The sequence below is a fragment of the Algoriphagus sp. genome (assembly GCF_024642405.1).
GTDB lineage: Bacteria > Bacteroidota > Bacteroidia > Cytophagales > Cyclobacteriaceae > Algoriphagus.
Genome location: NZ_JAHEBC010000036.1, coordinates 1 through 22,457 on the forward strand (window position 1 = coordinate 1; position 22,457 = coordinate 22,457).

At 37.1% G+C, this 22,457-nt stretch carries 22 protein-coding genes; 7 read left to right on the plus strand and 15 right to left on the minus strand.

Annotated elements, in window-relative coordinates; translation table 11 throughout:
- The 6 genes from Q0L68_RS04855 to Q0L68_RS04885 all read right to left on the minus strand — a co-directional run.
- On the minus strand, positions 1-1,137 hold a 1,137-nt coding region (locus tag Q0L68_RS04855), incomplete at its 3' end, for a SurA N-terminal domain-containing protein (protein WP_296700134.1).
- 85 nt (positions 1,138-1,222) lie between these two features.
- Entirely contained in the window at positions 1,223-2,503 is a 1,281-nt protein-coding gene (locus Q0L68_RS04860) for a hemolysin family protein (RefSeq protein WP_296700137.1), read from the minus strand.
- A 248-nt stretch (positions 2,504-2,751) separates the two neighbouring features.
- On the minus strand, positions 2,752-3,297 hold the full coding sequence (lptC, locus tag Q0L68_RS04870) for an LPS export ABC transporter periplasmic protein LptC (protein ID WP_296700145.1): 546 nt from the start codon (positions 3,295-3,297) through the stop codon (positions 2,752-2,754).
- Between the two features lie 87 nt (positions 3,298-3,384).
- Positions 3,385-4,686: a hypothetical protein gene (locus Q0L68_RS04875; RefSeq protein ID WP_296700149.1), complete on the minus strand. Its 1,302-nt coding sequence runs from the start codon at positions 4,684-4,686 to the stop codon at positions 3,385-3,387.
- A gap of 13 nt (positions 4,687-4,699) precedes the next feature.
- Positions 4,700-5,983, minus strand: coding sequence for a hypothetical protein (locus Q0L68_RS04880; RefSeq protein WP_296700152.1), 1,284 nt, complete (start codon positions 5,981-5,983; stop codon positions 4,700-4,702).
- On the minus strand, positions 5,973-6,689 hold the full coding sequence (locus Q0L68_RS04885) for a type III pantothenate kinase (RefSeq protein WP_296700156.1): 717 nt from the start codon (positions 6,687-6,689) through the stop codon (positions 5,973-5,975). The genes Q0L68_RS04880 and Q0L68_RS04885 overlap by 11 nt, the downstream gene beginning before the upstream one ends.
- A 102-nt stretch (positions 6,690-6,791) precedes the next feature.
- On the opposite strand from Q0L68_RS04885, the gene Q0L68_RS04890 reads away from it, so the two are divergent.
- The 3 genes from Q0L68_RS04890 to Q0L68_RS04900 all read left to right on the plus strand — a co-directional run bounded on the left by Q0L68_RS04890 (position 6,792) and on the right by Q0L68_RS04900 (position 10,872).
- Complete coding sequence (locus Q0L68_RS04890) at positions 6,792-7,865, plus strand: anhydro-N-acetylmuramic acid kinase (RefSeq protein ID WP_296700159.1); 1,074 nt, start codon at positions 6,792-6,794, stop codon at positions 7,863-7,865.
- Between the two features lie 72 nt (positions 7,866-7,937).
- Positions 7,938-9,164 carry a Glu/Leu/Phe/Val dehydrogenase dimerization domain-containing protein gene (locus tag Q0L68_RS04895; protein WP_296700161.1) on the plus strand — a complete coding sequence of 409 codons (1,227 nt, stop codon included), beginning with the start codon at positions 7,938-7,940 and terminating at the stop codon, positions 9,162-9,164.
- A gap of 181 nt (positions 9,165-9,345) precedes the next feature.
- A complete protein-coding gene (locus Q0L68_RS04900; protein ID WP_296700164.1) occupies positions 9,346-10,872 on the plus strand; it encodes a sodium:proton antiporter in 1,527 nt (508 codons plus the stop codon).
- Here Q0L68_RS04900 and Q0L68_RS04905 read toward each other — a convergent pair.
- Positions 10,869-11,447 carry a DNA-3-methyladenine glycosylase I gene (locus tag Q0L68_RS04905; protein ID WP_296700167.1) on the minus strand — a complete coding sequence of 193 codons (579 nt, stop codon included), beginning with the start codon at positions 11,445-11,447 and terminating at the stop codon, positions 10,869-10,871. The two genes, Q0L68_RS04900 and Q0L68_RS04905, sit on opposite strands and share 4 nt — an antisense overlap.
- 94 nt (positions 11,448-11,541) lie before the next feature.
- Here Q0L68_RS04905 and alr point away from each other — a divergent pair, with 94 nt between their 5' ends.
- The gene (gene alr, locus Q0L68_RS04910) at positions 11,542-12,696 is read left to right on the plus strand and encodes an alanine racemase (RefSeq protein WP_296700170.1); all 1,155 of its coding nucleotides are present in this window, start codon (positions 11,542-11,544) and stop codon (positions 12,694-12,696) included.
- Here alr and purU read toward each other — a convergent pair.
- The 8 genes from purU to rfbC all read right to left on the minus strand — a co-directional run bounded on the left by purU (position 12,693) and on the right by rfbC (position 19,903).
- The gene (gene purU / locus Q0L68_RS04915) at positions 12,693-13,547 is read right to left on the minus strand and encodes a formyltetrahydrofolate deformylase (protein ID WP_296700175.1); all 855 of its coding nucleotides are present in this window, start codon (positions 13,545-13,547) and stop codon (positions 12,693-12,695) included. The genes alr and purU overlap by 4 nt on opposite strands.
- Positions 13,548-13,556: 9 nt before the next feature.
- The gene (locus tag Q0L68_RS04920) at positions 13,557-14,294 is read right to left on the minus strand and encodes a shikimate dehydrogenase (RefSeq protein ID WP_296700179.1); all 738 of its coding nucleotides are present in this window, start codon (positions 14,292-14,294) and stop codon (positions 13,557-13,559) included.
- A complete protein-coding gene (locus Q0L68_RS04925) occupies positions 14,291-15,226 on the minus strand; it encodes a DUF368 domain-containing protein (RefSeq protein WP_296700182.1) in 936 nt (311 codons plus the stop codon). The genes Q0L68_RS04920 and Q0L68_RS04925 overlap by 4 nt, the downstream gene beginning before the upstream one ends.
- Before the next feature lie 60 nt (positions 15,227-15,286).
- Positions 15,287-16,057: a phosphosulfolactate synthase gene (locus Q0L68_RS04930; protein ID WP_296700185.1), complete on the minus strand. Its 771-nt coding sequence runs from the start codon at positions 16,055-16,057 to the stop codon at positions 15,287-15,289.
- Between the two features lie 19 nt (positions 16,058-16,076).
- Positions 16,077-17,492 (minus strand): tetratricopeptide repeat protein, encoded by a 1,416-nt coding sequence (locus Q0L68_RS04935; protein ID WP_296700188.1) that lies wholly within the window; start codon positions 17,490-17,492, stop codon positions 16,077-16,079.
- A 145-nt stretch (positions 17,493-17,637) separates the two neighbouring features.
- Entirely contained in the window at positions 17,638-18,591 is a 954-nt protein-coding gene (locus Q0L68_RS04940; RefSeq protein ID WP_296700191.1) for an NAD-dependent epimerase/dehydratase family protein, read from the minus strand.
- Between the two features lie 10 nt (positions 18,592-18,601).
- Entirely contained in the window at positions 18,602-19,348 is a 747-nt protein-coding gene (locus Q0L68_RS04945) for a CpsB/CapC family capsule biosynthesis tyrosine phosphatase (RefSeq protein WP_296700194.1), read from the minus strand.
- Positions 19,349-19,903, minus strand: coding sequence for a dTDP-4-dehydrorhamnose 3,5-epimerase (gene rfbC / locus Q0L68_RS04950; protein WP_296700196.1), 555 nt, complete (start codon positions 19,901-19,903; stop codon positions 19,349-19,351). It lies immediately after the preceding gene.
- A 196-nt stretch (positions 19,904-20,099) separates the two neighbouring features.
- On the opposite strand from rfbC, the gene hflX reads away from it, so the two are divergent.
- From hflX to Q0L68_RS04965, 3 genes are read left to right on the plus strand one after another with little or no spacing between them, the layout of a single operon-like run.
- Positions 20,100-21,365: a GTPase HflX gene (gene hflX, locus Q0L68_RS04955; protein WP_296700199.1), complete on the plus strand. Its 1,266-nt coding sequence runs from the start codon at positions 20,100-20,102 to the stop codon at positions 21,363-21,365.
- 24 nt (positions 21,366-21,389) lie between these two features.
- On the plus strand, positions 21,390-21,725 hold the full coding sequence (locus Q0L68_RS04960; RefSeq protein ID WP_296700202.1) for a n-acetylglutamate synthase: 336 nt from the start codon (positions 21,390-21,392) through the stop codon (positions 21,723-21,725).
- 59 nt (positions 21,726-21,784) lie between these two features.
- Positions 21,785-22,147: a DUF1304 domain-containing protein gene (locus Q0L68_RS04965; protein ID WP_296700204.1), complete on the plus strand. Its 363-nt coding sequence runs from the start codon at positions 21,785-21,787 to the stop codon at positions 22,145-22,147.
- Positions 22,148-22,457: the final 310 nt, after the last annotated feature.

The following is a 22,457-nucleotide window of genomic DNA, read 5'->3' on the forward strand; positions in this document are numbered from 1 at the left end:
AAGATCGGACAATACTTGCTCAGCCTGAGCCTTTACAGCAGCCTTATTTGCATCATCCATTCCCTCCGTGCTAAACAAAATATGAGAAGCTCTCATTCTACCAGCTCCTTCATATTTATCCGTCACCTTATAGGTTACATACGTTGAGTTTGCCGTCACAAATGGTCCATAAGTAGCACCTTCTTCAATTTCATCAACATTGGAAGTCAAGCCAACTGGAAGTTCTGTTCCAGGGGCATAGGTGAAGAATGGGAATTGTGATTCAGAGTTTCTGGCAACATAAGTTGAGTCATTGTCAGCATTTTTCAATTCTTCAGTTAATACCTGAATTTCAGAAATAACATCAGCTGAGTCTTGTTGGCTTGGCAAAATACTGAAGCTTACATATTCCAGATTGGCACTTGTACCAGTTCTGAATTTACTTTGGTTCTTACTTAAGTAATCTCTCATTTCACTTTCACTCACTGAAACTGCAGAGTCTGCAATTGCATAGTAAGGAATAAACAGATGAGAAACATCAGCAGTGGTATTTGCTGCTTTATACTCATGCTTCGCTTCTACAGAAGTAATATATTCCGAGAAATTAAGCATATTATCATATTTGATTCTCAATCTAGATTCAGCAAACAGTTGTTCTTGCTGAGCCCAGAAAGCCTGCTGTGTGGGATCAGCTATTTCCAATGATTGAAGGAAAGAAACCAACTGAGATTTGTCGAATTCACCAGTTTGAGGGTTTACTAATTGCTGACGCAATTCTGCAACAATATTCTTTCCCTGTACCATATCAACTAATTCTGCATCAGAAATAGTCAATCCCAGTTTATCATATTCTTCTTTGAATACTTTCTCCACAATGAGGGCCTGCCATGCCTGTTCTCTTACAGAAAACATTTCTGGTTCTGAAGGTGCTCTGCCAGTTCTTTGCTGGAAAGCAGCTCTAAACTCCTCAACGCTCGCGATGTATTCCTCATAGGTGATTTCTTCACCTGCGATCTCACCCACAATATTTTGATTTGAATTGAGCAAGGTAGAATTTGGACTTAGCAAATCTCCCCCCAATAGGAATAAAATCAACCCGCCGGCAATTACACCGATTGCGAGACCCGTTCTCTGTCTTATTTGTTTAATTAACGCCATTAGTATTTCTACGCTTTTTTAGAAGTGTCGCAAAATAATAGCATTAGGGTCGAAATTCAAAATATATTCTGAATCAAACCTTTAACTAAAAAATCCCCGAGCTATTGATTTTGAGTTTAACTGAGTCAATTCTATGGTCTTGTTTGGTCATAATTGTAAAGGTATATGGGCCAAAAACGACCGATTCGCCCTTCTTGGGCAGGTTTTCCGTCAAAGACAGGATTAAACCTGAGAGCGTTTCAAAATCTCCGTAAGGTAATTCCCATCCATATTTATCATTTAAATAATCTATCTCGTGACGCGCACTTAACAAATATTCATAATCTCCTGTCTTTTGTTCGATCAAATCATCACTATCATATTCGTCTTCGATCTCTCCAAAAATCTCTTCTATGATGTCTTCCATGGAGACAATTCCACTGGTTCCACCAAACTCATCCACTACCAAAGCCAAGCTTTTTCTCTCTTGAATAAATTCAATCAAAAGCTCATTTGCCAAAGCAGATTCCGGTGCAATGATTATTGGAGTCAGGATTTCTTCAATGGTCTTGGGTTTTTTAAAAAGCTCTAATTGATGACAATATCCTATAACATCATCTATTGTCTCGCGATATACAATGACTTTTGAATGGCCACTCTCTGCAAAAACCTCCTTTAAATCTTCAATTGAATCCTCAATTTCTACGGAAACAATATCCGTACGTGGAACCATACATTCCCGGACCCTAACAGTTTTAAACTCGACAGCATTATCAAAAATCTTGGTATCTATATCAGCCTTCCCCTCCTCTTTCTCCTGCGTCAAATGGTTTTGAATAAAACTATTTAAATCAGTGACGGTGAAAACTGGTTTGTCTTCGCTATACTCCAATCTCAAGATCTTGGTGATAAAGAATCTGGAAAGTCCAACTACAGCCCATACAATCGGATACATCAGAAAATAAATCCCTAAAAAGGGCACTGCAAAAAAAGTCAACATGCTATTCGGGTTCAGCATAAATAGACTTTTTGGGATGAATTCTGCGGTAACAAGAACGATTATAGTGGAAAATACTGTCTGCAGTACTAATATAAATGCCTCATTGGTTAGGCTTTCCGGAAGTATCATCTTTATAGGATCCTCGAGAAGAAAAGCCATAAAAATGCCGTAGAGTACTAATGAAACCGTATTCCCCATCAAAGTCGTCCCGATAAATTGCCCAGGATTATTCACAAAAGTGCTCAATACCCGGCCTACTAAAGATCCTTGTTTTCTTTGAAGTTCAATCTGAAGCTTATTGGAAGAAATGAAAGCTATCTCCATTCCCGAAAAAAATGCGGAAAAAAGCAATGTAATGATGACATAAATAAGATAAGAGATATCCATTCTTAATGCTTTTTCCTCTTTTTAGTTTTTTGCTTTGGGTTAGGGGTTTCTTTGGGTTTGTTTGTCCTTCTATATTGAAACCAAAATAATAAGGCCACCGCAAACATAAAAACAGGATAGGAAACTTCCACTCCTTGTGTAAGGCTGAGATGTATGCCGATAATCACTAAAGCCAATGCAAGTGATAATATTAGGACGTCAGGTAATTTCAATTTATTTATTTTCTATGAATCAAATATATGATGAATTTACATTCCTTCTCCGGGAAGTAAGGTCCTACTATCTCTTATGTTTTTCAATGTATAATTGGTAAAACTTTCATCAGCTTCCATTCCAGTTCCGTTAAAAAGGGTTTGTCCATCACGAACAGTAACAAATTTTTCTGTGTATATCTGCTTCTTATTAGGATTCCAAAACATCTCCTCTGCTTTTAGAGACTGATCTTTCACCATATTTTCTACTTGTACATCCCCCACACCTTTATAAAGATTCTCCTCTCTTAGATAATATCCTTTATTGGCCTTCATCGTGGTGGTAACATTTCCTTCCTCGTCAAAAAATTGAATATCTATTCCTTCTGGAAATTCTAAATTCCCATTTTCATATTCAAGTTGTTTTGCGGCTTTGATCTGAGACCTCACGATCGCTGAGTCACTCTGTACCAAATTTATATTAATAGCAGTATTTATAGGGCCATCATAAACCTGTAAAGCCGATGCATCCATATCTTCCCTGCAAGAACTAAAGGAAAGCAAACAAAAAAATCCAATTGTAAAAAGTAAGCTATTTTTCACGAAGTAAAGATAATTGAAAATTAAATGAATAGCAGCAAACAAAAAAAGGGCAGCCACTTAGCTGCCCTTCCATATAATTAAATCTAATTAATCTCTTGTCGCTAAAGTAACAGTTTCACCAATCCAGCAACCTGTATTGATAGTTTCTCCTACTTGTAAACTTTCAGTAAATAATTCTTCCTTAGAAGGGAATCTTTGTCTTGCACTTGACATGCCTCCAGAATCACCTGCTCTTTGATAAGCATTATAAGCTGCGATATAGATGGAGTAATCTTTTGCACGGCTTACTCCTCCTCTACAATCATTGGCAGAACCCATATACAGATCACCTATTAATTTCCACGCATCTTTTGATTTTTCCTCGTCTAATGTAGCTGCTTCTTTTGCAGCAGTTCTAGCAGCAGACTTTTGCCCTCTAGCACCATAAATCCTAGCTAATTCAAACTTAACTTCTGCTTTTTGAGCATCGTTTTCAGCAAGTGTAATAGCTTTCTCCAATACAGGTTCAGCTTTATCGTAATCTTTCTCCTGCAAATATCTCATAGCTCTTACTTGAGAAGTTGCAAAAGTTGGATTATTGTTATCCTTGATCTCCAAAGCTCTCAAGAAAGCGTCTGAAGAGAAACACTTATACTGCACAGAATAATTGAAGATCTGATCAGCAAGCTTCTCATTGGTTGGATCCGCTGCAAGCTTAGGTCCCATGGTGTTTTCGATGAAATCACAATCGATTAATTCCATCGCAACAAGCAATTGCTCTAAAGTACCTCTTTGGCTAGTAACATCTTTACCTTCTGCCTCAGCTTGAGTAAGCATCGCCTGAACTTTATCATGAATATCTAGAATCTGCTCAGGAGTATAGGCTTTATTGTAGGCATAGTTTCTATATACCAAATCAAAATACGCAGCTGTTAACTGGTAATTGATAGTACCATTCAATTCCATTGCTTTTTCGAAATCAGCAATTGCGTTCTTTAACTTATCCTTATCGCTCTTATAATATTGGTACCCGTAATAGGCTTTATTTTCTATCCATTTAGATTCATTGTCATATATCTGACCTCTTTTTTCATAAAGAGCGATCACGGAATCTTGATAAACTTTCTTCTTTGCCTCGTCACTTATTGCGCCAGCAGCTGCATTGTAAATTGTTGTTCCGTTGATATAAATTGATTCATTCAATTCAGGAACATTCACAAGAAGCCAGTTTAATGGCTTAGTAGCTTCCACAAACTGATCTGACTTCATGTAGTCAGTATAAGCTGCGTTCAATTCTCTCGCTTTGGCTTCTTGTGCAGGATCAGATGGCCAATTCCATCCATCTTGCGCTTGAACCACGCCAGCCATCAAAACGGCGGCTAGACCTAATAGGGTTGATTTAATTTTCATGGTTATTTATGCTTTATTCAAATACTCGTTTATAAAACCAACTGTTATCATTCAGTGAAAATCCAAAAGTGAAGTTCACATATCTTTCTTGAATCAGTCCATTATCCGTGGTACCTCTTTGTCCCACTTTCATTGCAAGATTCACCAATGATAATTGATTCACTGGGAAAGAAGCTCCAAAGTTAATGCCAATATCATTGATATTTGTTTGGTTCAGATAGTAAGGAGTCTGTTGATATTCCAGTCCAAAGCGATAAGTAGTTCGCTTTAAATAACTATCAATAGCTAAATAATCTGGCACAATCTGGAAACCCAATCCAAATTTGATAGCTTCTTTCAATGCCAAACTCTCTCCAAAGAACGATTTGAACTTATTAAAATCCTGATATTGACCCTCTATTCCAAGGGCAAATTTATTCATTTTTTCAAATGTAACCCCAAAACCAATGCGATTTGGAATGTATATACTGCCTTTTTCATCATTTGCAATCAAATCACCGTCTGAATCCGGATCGCTAGCTTGGCCCAAAGCAGCCAATTTGGCAAAGGCTTTTCCACTAACGTCCCCAAGATTCTGATAAATGGCACCTAAATGCAAATTATTCTTTTCAGAAAGCTTAACTAAATAATGTGCCCCCGCTTTAAAGCCAATATCACTGACTGTTAATCTTTCATAATATTGAGTTGTATTACCAACTTGGTTATTATTATCATTCAATAACGTAAGAACATTGTTTCGAATAGTAGACCCAAATAGATAGGAGCCTTGTAATCCCAAACTAAGATTTTTAGTTACTTTAACTCCCATATTTAAATAGGCCTCAGATATTCCTCCATCTCCTTGGATAAAATTATTGGCTCTCAATTCAGCATTATTAACCTGGCTTTCAATCTGGAGTCTGTAATTCACACTCGTAATTTGATTCAAACCCAATCCCATAGTCACTTTTCCTGACTTCCAAGGAAGAGACAAAGCCACATAAGACAAACCACCGCCATCTACATCAGAAGTTTCAGAACCGTTATTGGCTTTGATACTTTTATAATTCAGAGCAGCCTGAAAATTAAAAATTGTATTGTAGGTGGAAAGAGCTGGATTGACCACGTTGACATTCCAACCTGTGCCATAACTAATTCCAAGTCCTCCCATTGCTTGATTTTGGGTAAGCCCAGAATAATTAAATTCCCCGATGCCCAATGCACTATAAGTAGAAGCTGAAGACTGTGCTTTAGCTTCTGAAAATATGAAAAGGATGCTTGCTACACCCAGCAATTGCAGTTTTAATTTACTCAACATTGTGGTTTAGAATACAATTCAATCCATGTAGGACTAAATTTTGGACTACAAATATGTGGTCTTTTGCTAATGATTCAAAAGATTGAGCGTCTCCACCACAAACAAAGACCTTTATTTGGGGGAATTTTTGCTCATATTTCTGGATTTGGCCGAGAATTTCCAGTTCCATCCCATACCAAATCCCAATTTGCATACAGGTGATAGTGTCAGTTCCTATAAATTCAATGGGCTTTTCATGGAGTTCTACCAAGGGAAGTCTGGCTGTTAAACTATTCATAGCTTTTGCTCTCATAAATAAGCCAGGACTTATCGCTCCTCCCCTATAAATATTATTTTCATCTACGAGATCAAATGTCATACAACTCCCCAAATCAATAACGAGTACTGGCCCTTTTCCTGCCAAATCCCATCCTCCAACAGCTGCTGCCAATCGATCAAGCCCTAAAGTCGCAGGACTTCCATAGCCATTCCCAATAGGAAAATTTAGGTCTTTTTTAAGAAAAATAAAGTCAAATGGAAGCTGGATTTTGAGATCTTTCTCTGTCCATTTTACTGAACTTACCAGACAATTCTGAAAAGAAAGCTTTTTCCAAGCCAACAAGGCGGACGGAAGATCAGCGAACACAGATTCATTAACCAATTCATCTCCTCTAAACAAGGCCGACTTGATTCTGGAATTGCCAATATCAATGATTAGATTGTCCATTCAATAATAGATAGACCGCAAATTAGGCATTTAAAAAAAGGAGGACTTTTCTACAGTCTTAAATTATCTTTAGAAACTTCAATACTTAACATACTTTAACCCATGGGAACTTCAAACTATCATGTAATCGGACTGATGTCTGGAACATCAGGTGACGGTTTGGATTTGGCGTATTGCCATTTTGAAAAAACCGAAAAATGGCATTTTGAACTACTTGAGACGATTACAATCCCTTTTCCTTCTGGTCTTGGAGAGCAACTTAAGAATGCTCATTTATTAAACTCTCTCGAACTTCAACTTCTTGATGTGAATTTTGGAAAATGGATGGGAGAGAAAGTGAAAAAGTTTTGTCAGGAACAAGAAATCTCCCCTCAAGTAGTCTGTTCCCATGGCCATACCGTATTTCATCAACCCCAAAAGGGTCTTACTCTTCAAATCGGAAATGGCTGGGCTTTACACCAATTTTCTGGACTGAAAGTTATCAATGATTTTCGGATGCTTGATGTGCAATTGGGAGGACAGGGAGCCCCTTTAGTGCCAATTGGAGATCAATTATTATTTCCTGAAATGGATTTTTGTATCAATCTTGGCGGCATTGCTAATATCAGCATGCAATCGCAAGGTGAAAGAATTGCCTTCGACTGTTCTCCTTTCAATTTGCTATTGAATCCAATCGCAGAAAAACTCGGGATGCCCTACGATGAAGATGGTAAATGGGCCAGAGAAGGAAATATAAATCAGGAGCTACTTGAAAATTTAAATCATATTCCATTTTATCAAATTAAAGGAGCGAAGTCCTTAGGCAGAGAAGATATGGAGGAAGTATTTGCACCAATTATCCAGAAAAGCTCCATTCCCAACAAAGATAAATTAGCGACTCTAACAGAGCATTATGCTTTTCAAATTGCATCGATCATCCAGTCTTTTGCCCAAAAAGAAATTCCTAAAGTATTAATCACAGGAGGGGGTGCTTATCATCTCTATTTTTTGGAACGATTAGACTTCTACCTCCAATCAAAATGGAAGAAATTTGAAGCTTCTAATGAATTGATAGAGTTCAAGGAAGCCTTAATTTTTGGCTTTTTGGGAGTTTTGAGATTACGGGGTGAAAACAATTGTCTGGCATCAGTTACCCATGCTAAAATTGATTCTTCGGGGGGAACAATATTTGGCTAACCATCCAAAAAACAAAATTATTTTGGGTGTGATTTTTTCATAATTTTGGGCGAAATATAAACCCATAATGTAATGCAGGAATTATTAAAAAAATTCGAGAATAAAAAGGCAGAAATTGTTTTCGAGTGGAGTGACAATGAGTCTGAGGCCGAGGGTTGGGTGGTCATCAACTCTTTGAGGGGAGGGGCTGCTGGAGGAGGTACCCGAATGCGCAAAGGATTGGATAAAAGGGAGGTTGAATCTTTGGCGAAGACCATGGAAGTGAAATTTACAGTTTCTGGTCCTGCTATTGGAGGTGCAAAATCTGGGATAAATTTTGATCCAAATGATCCTCGAAAAAATGAAGTCTTGCAACGCTGGTATAAGGCAGTAATGCCATTGTTGAAAAATTATTACGGAACTGGGGGAGACATGAATGTGGATGAGATTCATGAAGTTATTCCCATTACAGAGGCATATGGTCTTTGGCATCCACAAGAGGGAATAGTAAATGGCCACTTTCAAGCCACTGAGCCTGAAAAAATCAAAAAACTTGGGCAATTGAGGCAAGGAGTTTCAAAAGTATTAGAGGATCCACATTTCACCCCCAATGGTCCTAAAAAATATACCGTTTCAGATATGATTACTGGCTATGGAGTAGCTGAGGCTGTTAGGCATTATTATAAAATTTGGGGAGGAGAGATTAAAGGAAAACGAGCAGTGATCCAGGGCTGGGGTAATGTAGGTGCAGCGGCAGCTTGTTTCTTGGCTGTTGAGGGAGTGAAAGTAGTGGGTATTATTGATCGAGATGGTGGTATAATCCGAGAAGAGGGGTTTAGCTTGGATGAGGTTAGACAATTGTTTATAGATAGAAATGGGAATAAACTTGTGGCTCAGAATATGATCCCATTCGAAGAAATCAATGAAAAAATCTGGGATCTTGAAAGTGAGATATTCATCCCGGCCGCTGCTTCGAGATTAATAACCCAATCTCAGGTGGAACGCATGGTTAATGCTGGATTAGAAGTAATTTCATGTGGTGCCAACGTTCCATTTGCAGATTCAGAGATTTTCTTCGGACCAATTGGACTTTGGGCTGACAGAAGAGTCTCAATTTTGCCAGATTTTATTGCAAATTGTGGAATGGCTAGAGTATTTGCTTACTTAATGAGTAAAAAAGCTGAAGTAACTGATAAAGCTATATTTAATGATGTTAGTAAAACTATTGAAAAAGCCTTGAAAAAAACATTTGTAGAAAATCCTGAAAAAACGAATATTGCTCAAAACTCCTTTAAAATAGCTCTAGCTCAACTCGTATAAAATTTTATAGTAAGTAACGCTAGCAAAAGTTAATTTTCAATTATTCTTGCTAGCGTTTATTTCTGTATTGGTGTGTTTCATCCAAAATCAGTAGTTTAGCGAAAGCCAAGTCAAGAGACAACCGCAGGAAAATTTATTTAATTTAACCGAGAAGATTGCCCAGAAGACCCCAATTTGCCTAATGAAGAATATTATTTTAAGTTTCTCTCTACTTTTCGGAATTCTCTTTCTTGGTGGTTTACAACCTCAGCTAAGCTATGCCCAAGAAGGAGAAACCAAAGAAACATTCTTGGCACAGGCTGATCAGACTGATTCAGAGCATATTGAAGCAGCACACAATGAAGAAGCGGATCATAGTGATTCAGAGCACCATGTAGCACCCACTTGGTTAGTAATACCTTTTGTGGTATTACTTTTAATGATTGCAACTGGCCCTTTGTTTTACGAACACTTTTGGCATAAGAACTATCCCAAAATCGCCATAGGGCTCGCTATTTTAGTAGTATTCTATTACCTTTTTGTACTCCAAAATGTGCATGCTCCAGTACATGCTATGGCTGAGTACATTCAGTTTATTGCGCTTTTGGCGTCACTCTACATTGCATCAGGTGGGATTTTGATAGAAATAGACAAGAAAGCCACCCCTCTTGCAAATGTTTCCCTGCTTTTAATCGGAGCTTTAATTTCAAATTTAATTGGAACTACCGGAGCTTCCATGTTATTGATCAGACCTTTTATCAGACTGAACAAAGGAAATATTCAAGCATACCACATTATCTTCTTTATTTTCATGGTAAGTAATGTGGGGGGATCTCTAACTCCAATTGGTGACCCTCCTTTGTTCTTGGGTTTCTTAAAAGGTATTCCATTTTTCTGGACCTTAGAGCATAACTGGCCTGCTTGGGTTTTTGCTTTACTATTATTAGCAACAGCGTTTTACTTCATCGACAAAAAATTAGGAAAAGCGGCTGATGAAGATATTGAACCTGAGGAAATCACCTATAGCAATAAGTTTTCATTAATTGGAATGAAGAATTTCGGATGGTTGTTTATTATAATCTGTTCCGTTTTCTTAGATCCCAATGTCATTGATGGAGTTCCTGCAATCGTTTATGATGGTCAGAAATTTTCTTATTTAAGAGAAGTCATTATGCTTACGGTAGCATTTCTTTCCTTTAGGTTTGCTGATAAAAGAGCCATTCAAGGCAATGAGTTTAATTTCGAACCAATCCGTGAGGTAGCATTTATTTTCATAGGAATTTTCGGGACCATGATGCCTGCGTTGGAATTGGTAGGAAACTTTGCAAAATCTCCCGAAGGAGCATCTTTAATTTCCCACAACACGCTTTATTGGGGTACTGGTACGCTTTCAGGATTTCTTGACAATGCTCCAACTTATCTAAACTTCCTGGCTGCTGCTATGGCATCCAAAGGTGCGGATATCAATAATATTGAACAGGTTAGAATGTTTGCTGCAAATGGATTCCATGATTCAGCCTTTGAGTTAATGGCGATTGCTGTTGCTTCTGTATTTTTTGGAGCTATGACTTATATCGGAAATGGACCAAACTTTATGGTAAAATCGATTGCAGAACAGAGTGGAATCAAAATGCCTTCCTTCTTTGGCTACATCATTCGATTCTCATTGCCCGTTTTACTTCCGATTCTGATTTTAGTCTGGTTAGTTTTCTTCGCTTTCGTAGGTTAAGGTTCCTTAACTTCCTCATATCGGAAACACTCCACCAAATGGTCATTTACAAGTCCTGTGGCTTGCATATGTGCATAAACCGTAGTGCTTCCTAAAAATTTAAACCCCCGCTTTTTGAGATCCTTTGCCAAAGCATCAGACTCGGGAGTGGTGGCGGGGGCAGGATCTCCATGTTTCAATGAATTCTGAATAGGTTTACCTCCCACAAATCCCCAGATATATTTTGTGAAACTTCCGAATTCATTTTGAATTTCCATAAACCGTTTGGCATTATTAATTGCTGCGCGAATCTTCAGTTCATTTCGGATGATTCCGGGGTTTTGCAAAAGCTCCTGAACATATCCTTCGGGAAATTCAGCTATTTGTTTATAGTCAAAATCTGCAAAAGCATCCCTGTAGCCATTCCTCTTTTTTAGAATAGTAGCCCAGCTCAAACCCGCTTGTGCACTTTCCAAAACCAAAAATTCAAAATGAGTTTGATCATCCCAGACTGGTTTTCCCCATTCTTCATCATGATATTTGACATATTCTGGAAAGCCTAAACACCAGTGACAGCGGGATTTTTGATCACTCATCTTAAAATTTTTTAAAGTTTAGGAATAAATTTAATTGAGAATTGGGATAAAGTGGCAGCATGTCTTACTTTTTCATTTCAATAACAACAATTCAATGATCGCTACCTCCTTTTTGGAAATTAGCGCGAAAGCTTACCGCCAAAATATTCGCTATATCCGATCCGAAATAGGCCCAAAGACTGTTATATCAGCTGTTGTAAAAGGAAATGCCTACGGACATGGAATACAACAAATGGTTGAAGTTGCTGAAAAAGCCGGTATTCGACATTTCAGCACTTTTAGCTCAGACGAGGCTTGGGAGGTTTTAAAATACTCCAAGAAAAAATCTGAAATTATGATCCTGGGAATGCTGTATCCTGAGGAGATGGGTGATTTAATAAAAGCAGGAATTAGCTTTTACGTATATGATTTCCAAAGATTAGAACTTGCTACTAACATTTCTAAAAGCCTGGGAATCCCAGCAAAAATCCATATAGAACTGGAAACAGGATTTCACCGAACAGGCTTTGAATGGAGCGCAAGAGAAAAACTAGCTAAGACATTACTTTCTGATTCTGCCCATATTTCACTTGAGGGCCTTTGTACCCACTATGCAGGTGCAGAGAGCATCAGTAATTTTGTAAGGGTAAAAAACCAAATAGAGGTATATCTGAAATTCAGAGAATATTTCACACAAAAAGATGTTTTGTTTAAAAAATACCATACTGCTTGCTCGGCAGCAACCCTTGTTTTTCCTGAGACGATTATGGATATGGTCAGAATTGGAATCGCCGGATACGGCTTTTGGCCTACAAAAGAAACTTTTTATGCAAAACTCAACTCATTACCAAAAGCAAATAAAAACCCCCTGAAGCGATTGATCTCTTGGAAAAGTACGGTGATGAGCATCAAACCTGTGAAAATGGGTGAATTTGTAGGATATGGAAATAGCTTTATGGCGCTTCATAATATGAGGCTCGCAATAGTCCCCGTGGGATATGGTCATGGATATAGCCGTTTATTGAGTAATCAGGGTCAAGTATTGATCGGTGGGCAATATTGTCAAGTAATCGGAACTGTGACTATGAATGCAATTGCTTTAAACATCACCAAATTGAAAAACATTGAGGTAGGAGATGAAGTAGTTTTAATTGGAAAACAGGGGAGCAAAGAAATCACTGTTGCTTCATTTTCGGAATCGACTCAGCAGGTGAATTATGAACTATTGACCCGACTGCCAAAGGATATCCCAAGAAAAGTGATCCCCTAATAGAAAATTATTGTCTTATTTTTAAAAGCCAGAACTTTTCTGTCCAAATGGTACTTTATGGCTTTTGAAAGAGTTACTTTTTCAACATCCTGTCCAATCTGCACTAAATCAGAAATGGTATTATGATGTCTTACTCTTGCCACTTCCTGCTCGATAATTGGTCCCGCATCAAGTTCTTCAGTAACATAGTGCGCCGTTGCTCCGATAATTTTTACACCTCTTTCGTAGGCCGCATGATATGGCTTTGCACCCACAAATGCTGGCAAAAATGAATGGTGAATATTAATGATCCGATTAGGGAAATTTGCAATAAAATCACCTGAGATAATCTGCATATATCTAGCCAAAACCACAAAATCTACTTGATGGCTACTCAACAAATCCAGTTGTTTTTTCTCTGCTTGAACTTTTGTAGAAGCTGTAACCGGAACATGATAAAATGGTATCCCAAAAGCCTCCACAACAGATTTTAAATCCTGATGATTAGAAATAACAAGTGGAATATCAACTTCCAATTGGCCTGCATGATGTCTTCCTAAAATATCAAAAAGGCAATGAGAAAGTTTACTAACAAAAATAGCCATCTTAGGCTTTGGCAGATTAAAATGAAGCTTAAAATCCATTTGAAAATTTAAGGCCACTTCTTTCTTAAACTTTGATGCGATTTCGTCTTTCTGGATTGAAAATGAATCCAACTCCCAAGCAGCTCGCATAAAAAATAAACTTAATTCTTCATCAACATGCTGATCAATCTCAAGAATGTTTCCATTGTATGAATACAAAAACCTTGAGACCTCTGCCACTATCCCCTTTTGATCAGGACATTGAATTAAAAGAATTGCTTTATTCATAGCACAAATTTATTCATTCCATATTTTCCAAGCAGCTTCTGCTTGCAGTTCTAGCATATCCTGTCCATTTTTTGATTTTCCTCCGGCATTAATGCAGGCCTTCATCAAAGTTGTCTCGGAAGGATTATAAACCAAATCATAAATTAAATGCTTAGAGGTTAATTGATCGATTGGAATATCCGGCATTCCCTCCACTTTGGGGTAAGTCCCTAGAGGTGTGCTATTTATGATCAAATGATGTTGCTTTAAAATAGAAGGATTTTCTTTGAGGTCCTGATAGGATATTTGATTTCCTGAAGGCGACCTAGAAACAGAAAGATACTGGATCCCCAAATCTTTTAAGGCTTGCATTACAGCTTTGGAAGCTCCTCCAGTCCCCAAAACCAAGGCTTTGGGTTTATGATTTCCGATCCAAATTTCAAGTGAATGCTTAAAACCAATATAATCGGTATTATAACCCGTAAGCTTTTGATTCTTGATTTTAATACAGTTTACAGCTCCAATCACCTTACATGCCGAATCCAGGGTATCCAAAAATGGAATCACTTGCTGCTTGTAAGGAATTGTTACTGCGATTCCTTCTAATTCAGGGTTTTCTTTTAATACATCCTCAAAATCGCCAATCTTAGGTATTTCATACAAATCAAACCGGCAACCTTGGATATTTTCTCTTTCAAATTTTGCAGTGAAATATTTCTTAGAAAAAGAATGTCCTAAAGGAAAACCAATTAATCCGAACTTTCTCATGGCTTATTTAAAATTGCTGCCAAACGTTCGATTCCTACAACTAGTAAAATTCCAAAAAGAAACGCTGCGATTGCCAATCCGAGTTTAGGGTCTTGTCCTACTTGAGATAGATATTCTCCAGGCCAAAGATTTTCAGTCAAAAATGGTTTTTCCTCCCCACTCGATGAAGTTCTATAGGCTGTTACCAGCTTCCAAGGCCAAAGTTTATTCATTGAACCTAACATAAACCCAGAAAGTAAACCAATCGTCACTGAATAATACTTTTTCAAAAGCCAAGATATAACTCGGCTAAAAGACAAAATTCCTACAATACATCCTCCTGCAAAAACCCCTAAGGTCATAAAATCCCTTTCTGAAACTGCATTTAAAATAGTTTCATACTTACCCAAAATCAAGAGCAGAAAGCTTCCGCTAATTCCTGGTAAAATCATGGCGCAAATAGCTATTGCCCCCGAAAGAAAAGTAAACCAAATTGCTTCGGGAGAGCTGACAGGTGGTAATTCAGTAATAAAATAGGCTGAAATCGTACCAACAATCAAGGCGAACACAACCCCTAAATGCCAACGAGTTATTCCTTTTAATATCACAAATGCACTCACCAAAATCAATCCGCAAAAAAATGACCAAAGAGGAACAGGATGTTCCTCCATCAAATAGGTAATTAATTTAGAAAGTGTGAAAATGCTCGTAAGTATTCCAAATAATAAGCTCAACAAAAAAGTCCCATTGACAGATTTATAGAATGGCTTAAAATGAAAAGATAAAAGCAATTTTAAATTCTTAGCATTAAAGGAATTTATACTATCGAGCAATTTGCCATAAATCCCGGTAATCAAAGCAATCGATCCACCGGAAACTCCCGGTACAATATCTGCGGCACCCATAGCCATTCCCTTTAGATAATTCAGGAAATATTTTTTTATTAGATCCATATGCAAAAATAAAGGCTGATCGAATAAATTATCGATCAGCCTTTCAAGTTTTTGATACTGTTATAATTTTATTTCTCCCAAAAAGTGGTCAAAAGTGTCTCCTCTTAAGCCTAAGCGAATAGTTTCAAGAGGTATAATTTCTGACGGGCTAATATTTCCAAGATTAACGTTTGTTCCGATAAGCTTTATAAACCAAACCTGCTGAGCTTTTAACGGAGCTTCCCAAATGATTCTTTCTTCGGGGATTTGGGTCAGGATTTCTTCGACCAACCCTTGTCTTACTTCCCCGGAATCTCTAAATAATCCTACGTTTCCACCTTCTCTTGCCTCTCCTATAACCTTCCAGGCTCCAGCATCCAATTCAGTTTGCATTTGCTCTATCCACTTATAAGGAGGAATAATTTTTGCAGCATCCTTAGATCCAACTTCGGATAAAACTGTCACATCTTTGGCAAGTGTAGAAATATATTCACACTTCCGATCATGATTTAAAGAAATAGAGCCATCAGAAACTTCACAGTATTCTAATCCATACTTATCTAATACTCTCCGATAATCTTCAAATTGATCTCTTACAATAAAAGCTTCAAATAAAGTTCCTCCCAAATAGACTGGAATCCCCGCTTCTCTGTAAATGGCAATTTTCTCTGTAAGATTTTTTGTCACATAGGAGGTTGCCCACCCTAATTTGACGATATCAACAAAATCGGAACAGCTATCGACAAAATCTTCTGTTGCTCTTAGGCTCAGACCTTTGTCCATGGCCATAGTAAATCCCGTGGTACGTGGCTTTTCAGTACGTACAGGAATGTTCTTCAGCTCATAATTCATTGGCTAGGTATTAATATTGTTAAGTCCCGGGATTTTGTTCCCGATACTGGGCGATAATCTTGGACATTGCTTTTTGCTTTTTAAGCTCAGGCATCAATTCGTACAAGACCACATGCTTATCATAGCTCAAAGTTAATGCATTTTCCAAAAATGAAAACGCTTCTTTGTAATTAGCCATTTTGATTTGAAAAACTACCATTCTATAATAAAGCTCAGATTCCTCCGGTAATTCCTCAATACCTTCTCGGATAACGTCAATAGCTTCTTCAAATCTATTTTGGTCAAAATAAATTACAGATAAGTTGATATATGTCTCTAAAATACCGGGTTCCAAGTTGATAGCTTCCTCATAAGCTTCAGAACTCGCTTGCAAATTTCCCAAATTAAACTCGGCATCTGCAAGCCCAACCCAATAATTTGGACTGTCTTTATTTAAGTTTAATGCTTTTTTAAAATAATGGATTGCCTCAAAAAATTTCTCTTTTTTTAACATACACATGCCCAATCCAAACCAGGCATCATCGTATTCCTCGTCAAGTTTTGCTGCTTTTTTAAAATATTTAAAAGAATCTTCAATATTACCCAGCTTTTCATAGGCTGCACCCATGTAGCAGCAATTTTCTGCATTGGCCCCTTCACAATTAATGGTATTCTGATAAGCTTCCAAAGCAAGCTCATATTGCTCTGTATTCATAAGGGCATTGCCTAAATTGAAATATGCAGATGCAAATGAATCATCAATAATAATCGCATAATCGTAAGCTTTTATAGCTTCTTCAAACCTACCCAATCTATTGTAAACCACTCCCAAATTATACCAAGCACCAGCGCTGTATGGGTCTTGATCAATAAATTCCTGATAAAATTGAAGTATTTCATCAAATGAACCCTCTTCCTCAGTAATCATTGCCAACTGAAAAAGAGCATCTTCATGATTGATTCGTTGTTTGACAGCTTCCTTGAAATAATGAGATGCTTTGACATTATCACTAGTCGCCCGATAAAGATTTCCTAAGGAGTAAAATACCTCCGCTTTATCCTCCGCTAACGGAATAAAATTCTCCAAAAGTTCAATGCCTATTTGAGGGCTTCCAGCTAAAATATGCGCATTCGCTAAAGCAAGAAGAATGTCTTCATTATTTGGAGAAATATTATTGATGTTTTCCAATATGCTAAGCCCTTCTTCCAATTCATCATTGAAAATCAGACATTGAGCTTTTAGCAATTTGATTTCTACAGAATAAGGGAATTTTTCAAGCGAAAATTCGCTTGCTCTCAGAGCTTTAAGAAACTTTTGCTGATCAAAGTAAAAACGAATGATATCTTCAAGTTCCTCTTCTTCAAAGTACAAATCCAAATTGGATTTCAGGGAATTTTCAAACCGTTCTACCAGTTTTTTGTCATTTTCCCAATCGTGATCGTGATCTCCAGTCATTAGGATGTGTTAAGTTTATTTAAGATACCAAATAAATTGGTCTCTCAAAATCCCGAATTGTTAATTTTTCCTTTTAAAATCAAGATTTAAATTAGAATTGATTTTATGGATTATGAGTTGCAAACGATAGGTGAAAAAAATAAGTTTATTTAGCCCATAAAAAGGTGTTTTCAAGCGGTGTATACTCAAATTTTAAAACATCATTAATTTTCTTATTGTCAAATCTAATATCCTGCTGAGTTAACATTGCTGTTTGTTTATTCAAAGGGTTTTTAGACAAACCCATAATTCTACCTAGACTGACAAAAAACAATCCAAATTTTAAAAGAAAATCTGTTACGGGCTTATTGGGTGCTTTTTTGCCAAAAGCAACAGCCATTTTTTCAAAGAATTCCTTATACTTCATACTTTGTTTGTTTAGTATAAATCTATTTCCCCAACAATTATTTGTAAAAAGCTCTTTGATTATTTTAGCCGCATCTCTCACATCCAAAAAATTAATACTTCCTTTTGGGTAATAACTCGAGTTTTTTAAAACATAAGAATAAATAGAAGTACTACTTCTATCATCTTTAATTTTCCCAAGAAGAATAGACGGATTTACTACAATCAAGTCTAGACCTTCCTGTTCACCTCTCCATGCTTCAAGTTCTCCCCAATATTTGGATGTTCCATATTTGGTATTGAAAGGTGAATCAACCCATTTATGTTTTTCATCCATTATAGTAACTTCTGGGTTCCTTCCTAATGCCGAAACTGAACTTACATGAATCAATTTTTTGACCCCAGAATATAGCATTGCATTAATTAGGTTGGCTGTACCCTTAACATTTACTTCAAAAAGCTCCTCTTCATCTTTCTTGAGATAAGAAACCTTTCCCGCGCAATGAATTACCAAATCCATTCCTTCTAGCGCCTGATCGATAGAACCTATATCAGACATTGAACCTTCATGCCATTGGATTGGGAAATCAACTCCTTGAAGTAGCCTAGTAGAAGAACTGGAACGCTTAAAACCATGTATTTCTCCTAGAGAAGCAAATTCCTTTGCAACATAGCTCCCTAAAAGTCCGGTGATTCCAGTGATAAAAATCTTCACTCCTATAAAGTTAAAGGCTAGTGTTTAGAATATCCATCTCTTTGATTTTTGCATAAGACTTGGATCTGGTTAAAGTCTCTAGCATGTCCAAATATCTAGGATTATGGCAATCTGTCCCAAAAAATTTAACAACATTCCTTTCCAAAAGCATTTCTGCAAAATCTTTTACCTGCTTCGAATAAAAGCCTGTTAAAGACAACAAATTCATCTGAAAACAAACTTGCCTATCTATTAAATCTTCTAATAATTTTTTATCTGCAATCAGGTATTGATACCTCTCTGGGTGGGCAAAGATAGGTTTATATCCCGCCATCTCAAGTTGAAAAAACGTCTCCAAAAGCATCTGAGGTTTATTAATAAAGCCTGTCTCCACCAAAACATGCTTTGGTCCAAATGATAAAAGCTCTTCTCCTGATTTAATTTTTTCCAGAAATATTTCATCCAGATAATATTCTGCCGCTGCTTCAATTTCAATTTCTATCCCTTCACGTTCTACGGCCTTTCGAAGGTCTGATAACCCCATATTTATTATCTCTGGAGTATTTCGATAATATTCTGACATAACATGAGGTGTCGTAATAAGCTTTCTCAGTCCATAGCCTGATAAGCGCTTTATCAGTTCCAAAGACTCTTCCATCGTTTTAGAACCGTCATCTATCCCTGGGATCAAATGTGAATGCATGTCTACTTGCATCCAGTTTAGATTCAATTCCTCGAATACTACTTCCTTCCTTTTAAATAAATCTAAAAACCCCATTTATAATCCTCCTTCACTAGTTGCTTTAAATTCTTCTAAGTTTTGCCAATTTTTATCTTTCCCAGAGATAATCGGATTTTTCACCATCCAATCGATCTGAAGATTTTTGTCATTCCAAATGATTCCTCCTTCACTATTCTTGTTATAATAGTTGGAACATTTATATACAAAAATTGCATCCTCAATCACCGAGAAACCATGCGCAAATCCAGTAGGGATATATAGTAAATTATGTTGTTCGGAATCCAAAATTGTGGAATAATGTGATCCAAAAGTATTCGATCCTTTTCTTAAATCTACTACCACATCTAGTACCTTACCTTTTATCACCCGTACGAGCTTTGCTTGTGCATGAGGCTCTCGCTGAAAATGCAAACCTCTGACAGTTCCTTTCTGAGAATAAGACTGATTATCCTGAACCCAGGTTTCGTTTATTCCTTCTTTTTCTAACCAATCTAGCCTAAAAGACTCAAAGAAATATCCTCTTTCATCTTCAAACACTTTAGGAAATATCTCTAAAACTCCAGATAAAAGCGTCTTTTTGATTTCGACCATTGGTAATAAACTATTTGGGCAATAAAAAGGTAAAATAACTACCGCAATGTGGAGTATCCTAATCAATTCTGAGGAAATATCCCGAACTTTACGGATAAAGTTAGTGAAAGGCTGAAAATTCTCTATTTCTCAAAGAGTTTAAAAAAATGAAACTAAATGCCATTCACCTCCCTTTTATTATCAGATAATTGAATTCATGGGTAAATTTTCAAGAAAACTTCAAAAATTACACGATACAGCTCCTAAAGTTGATACGGCCGTTCTGGTAAGTGTCATTCGTCAAGGGCAATCTGAAAGAGAAACAGAAGAGCATTTAGATGAGCTCGCTTTTTTAACAGAAACACTGGGAGCCAAAACAGTGTATAGGTTTACCCAGAAAATGGAAAAACCCGATATCAAAACTTTTATCGGTTCAGGGAAGCTGGAAGAAATCAAATCTTATGTGGAGCATTTCGAAGTAGATATGGTCATCTTTGATGATGATCTTTCTCCATCTCAAATGCGAAACCTTGAAAATGAGTTGAAGGTCAAAATATATGATCGATCACTTCTTATTCTTGATATTTTCCTAAACAGAGCACAAACTGCCCAAGCAAAAACTCAGGTAGAATTGGCGCGATTCCAATATTTATTACCAAGATTGACCAATATGTGGACTCACTTGGAGCGTCAGCGAGGTGGTACAACTACCCGTGGTGGTTCTGGTGAAAAAGAAATAGAAACCGATAAAAGAGATATTCGAGGTAAAATTACTTTACTCAAAGCAAAACTTCGTGACATTGAGAAACAGGGAGTTACTCAAAGAAAAGGGAGAACAGGAATCGTTCGTGTCGCCTTAGTAGGGTATACCAACGTGGGGAAAAGTACCTTGATGAACCTGATCACTAAAACAGATATCCTGGCAGAAAATAAGCTTTTTGCGACGGTTGATTCGACTGTGAGAAAAGTAGTATTAGAGAATGTTCCATTTCTACTTTCTGATACGGTTGGGTTTATCCGAAAGCTTCCTACTCACTTAATTGAATCATTCAAATCCACTTTGGAAGAGATTCGCGAAGCAGATTTATTGGTTCATGTGGTGGATATTTCTCATCCCAACTTTGAAGACCACATCGCTGTGGTAGATCAGACACTTCGAGAAATTAAGGCAGGAGACAAACCTATTTTATTGGTTTTCAATAAGATTGATTTGGTGGAAACCATGCCAGATGAAGAAGGCATCATGAACATGACAGAACTTGAACTAGAAGAAGCCAACTATTTGGATTTTCCTTCTTTGTCAGATGCTTATGAGAAAAAAACAGGAATCAAACCGGTTTTTATGGCAGCTAACTCTGGATTACATGTGGAAGAGTTTCGTGAATCTTTGATTGCTGAAGTAAAAAAAGCACATCGGAAAATTTACCCTCATTATTTAGAAGATGAAACTGTTGGATGGGATCCTAAAGACTATGAGGTATAACGTATGGCATAGAAGAATTTTAAAATGAATTACAACAACAAAATTTTTAGCCCCATTATAAATTCAGAAAATGGGGAAACATCCTCAGAAACATTATTCCATTACAAGCAAAAAGAAAATATCCTAACCTGTGAATATACTGGTGGGAAAATCATCAAAGGCCATCTGATAGGAATAGTGAATGAATCCGGAGAAATCGAAATGCGATACCATCAAGTAAATACTTCTGGAGAACTTATGACAGGAATCTGCAAGTCTGTGCCGGAAGTACAGGAAAACGGAAAAATACGCCTCCACGAAACATGGCAGTGGACTTCAGGTGATTTCTCCAAAGGAGCATCTGTGCTTGATGAAATATGATTTGTTAATTAATTCAGATTTTGAGATCAAAACTGTAATTTGATTTCAAAATCTACATTATGGCACTTGCATCAGATATTTTGATCGGATTGATCGCTGCATTACACTTGTATTTCTTCTATTTTGAATCGTTTGCCTGGGATACAATAGGACGAAAAACTTTCAAGCAAATCCCAAAAGACGTTTTCCCACATACCAAAGTGATGGCAGCGAATCAAGGACTTTATAACTTTTTCTTGGCGGGAGGACTCATTTGGTCGCTGCTTATCACTGATTTTGCTTGGGCTAATTATGTAGCAATTTTCTTCTTAGGTTGCGTTCTCACTGCTGGAATTTTTGGAGGTTTAAGCGCAAGTAAAAAAATCTTTTGGATTCAGGCATTTCCTGCTTTGGTCGCTTTGATTTTGGTTCATTTGAAGTAATTTACCGCAGAGGCGCAGAGAGCGCAGAAGTGATAGATTAAAAGTTTTTGATAAAAAGTATTCGGAATAAAACAGAATATCTCAAACTTGAAAAGTTTGTCAGACTGAGCGAAGTCTAAGTCCATTTGCACCATTAAATTGGACATTTCGACTTCGCTCAATGTGACATAATTGTAATTAAGGAAACTTCCTCTGCGGTTAACAGATTACAAGTCATCCTCCTCGAAATCATCTGGATCACCAGGCCCCATGTCAAACATAGAACTAAAAAGGTCCTTAAATTTCAATCCTGTTTCCAAAAGTTTTTTAC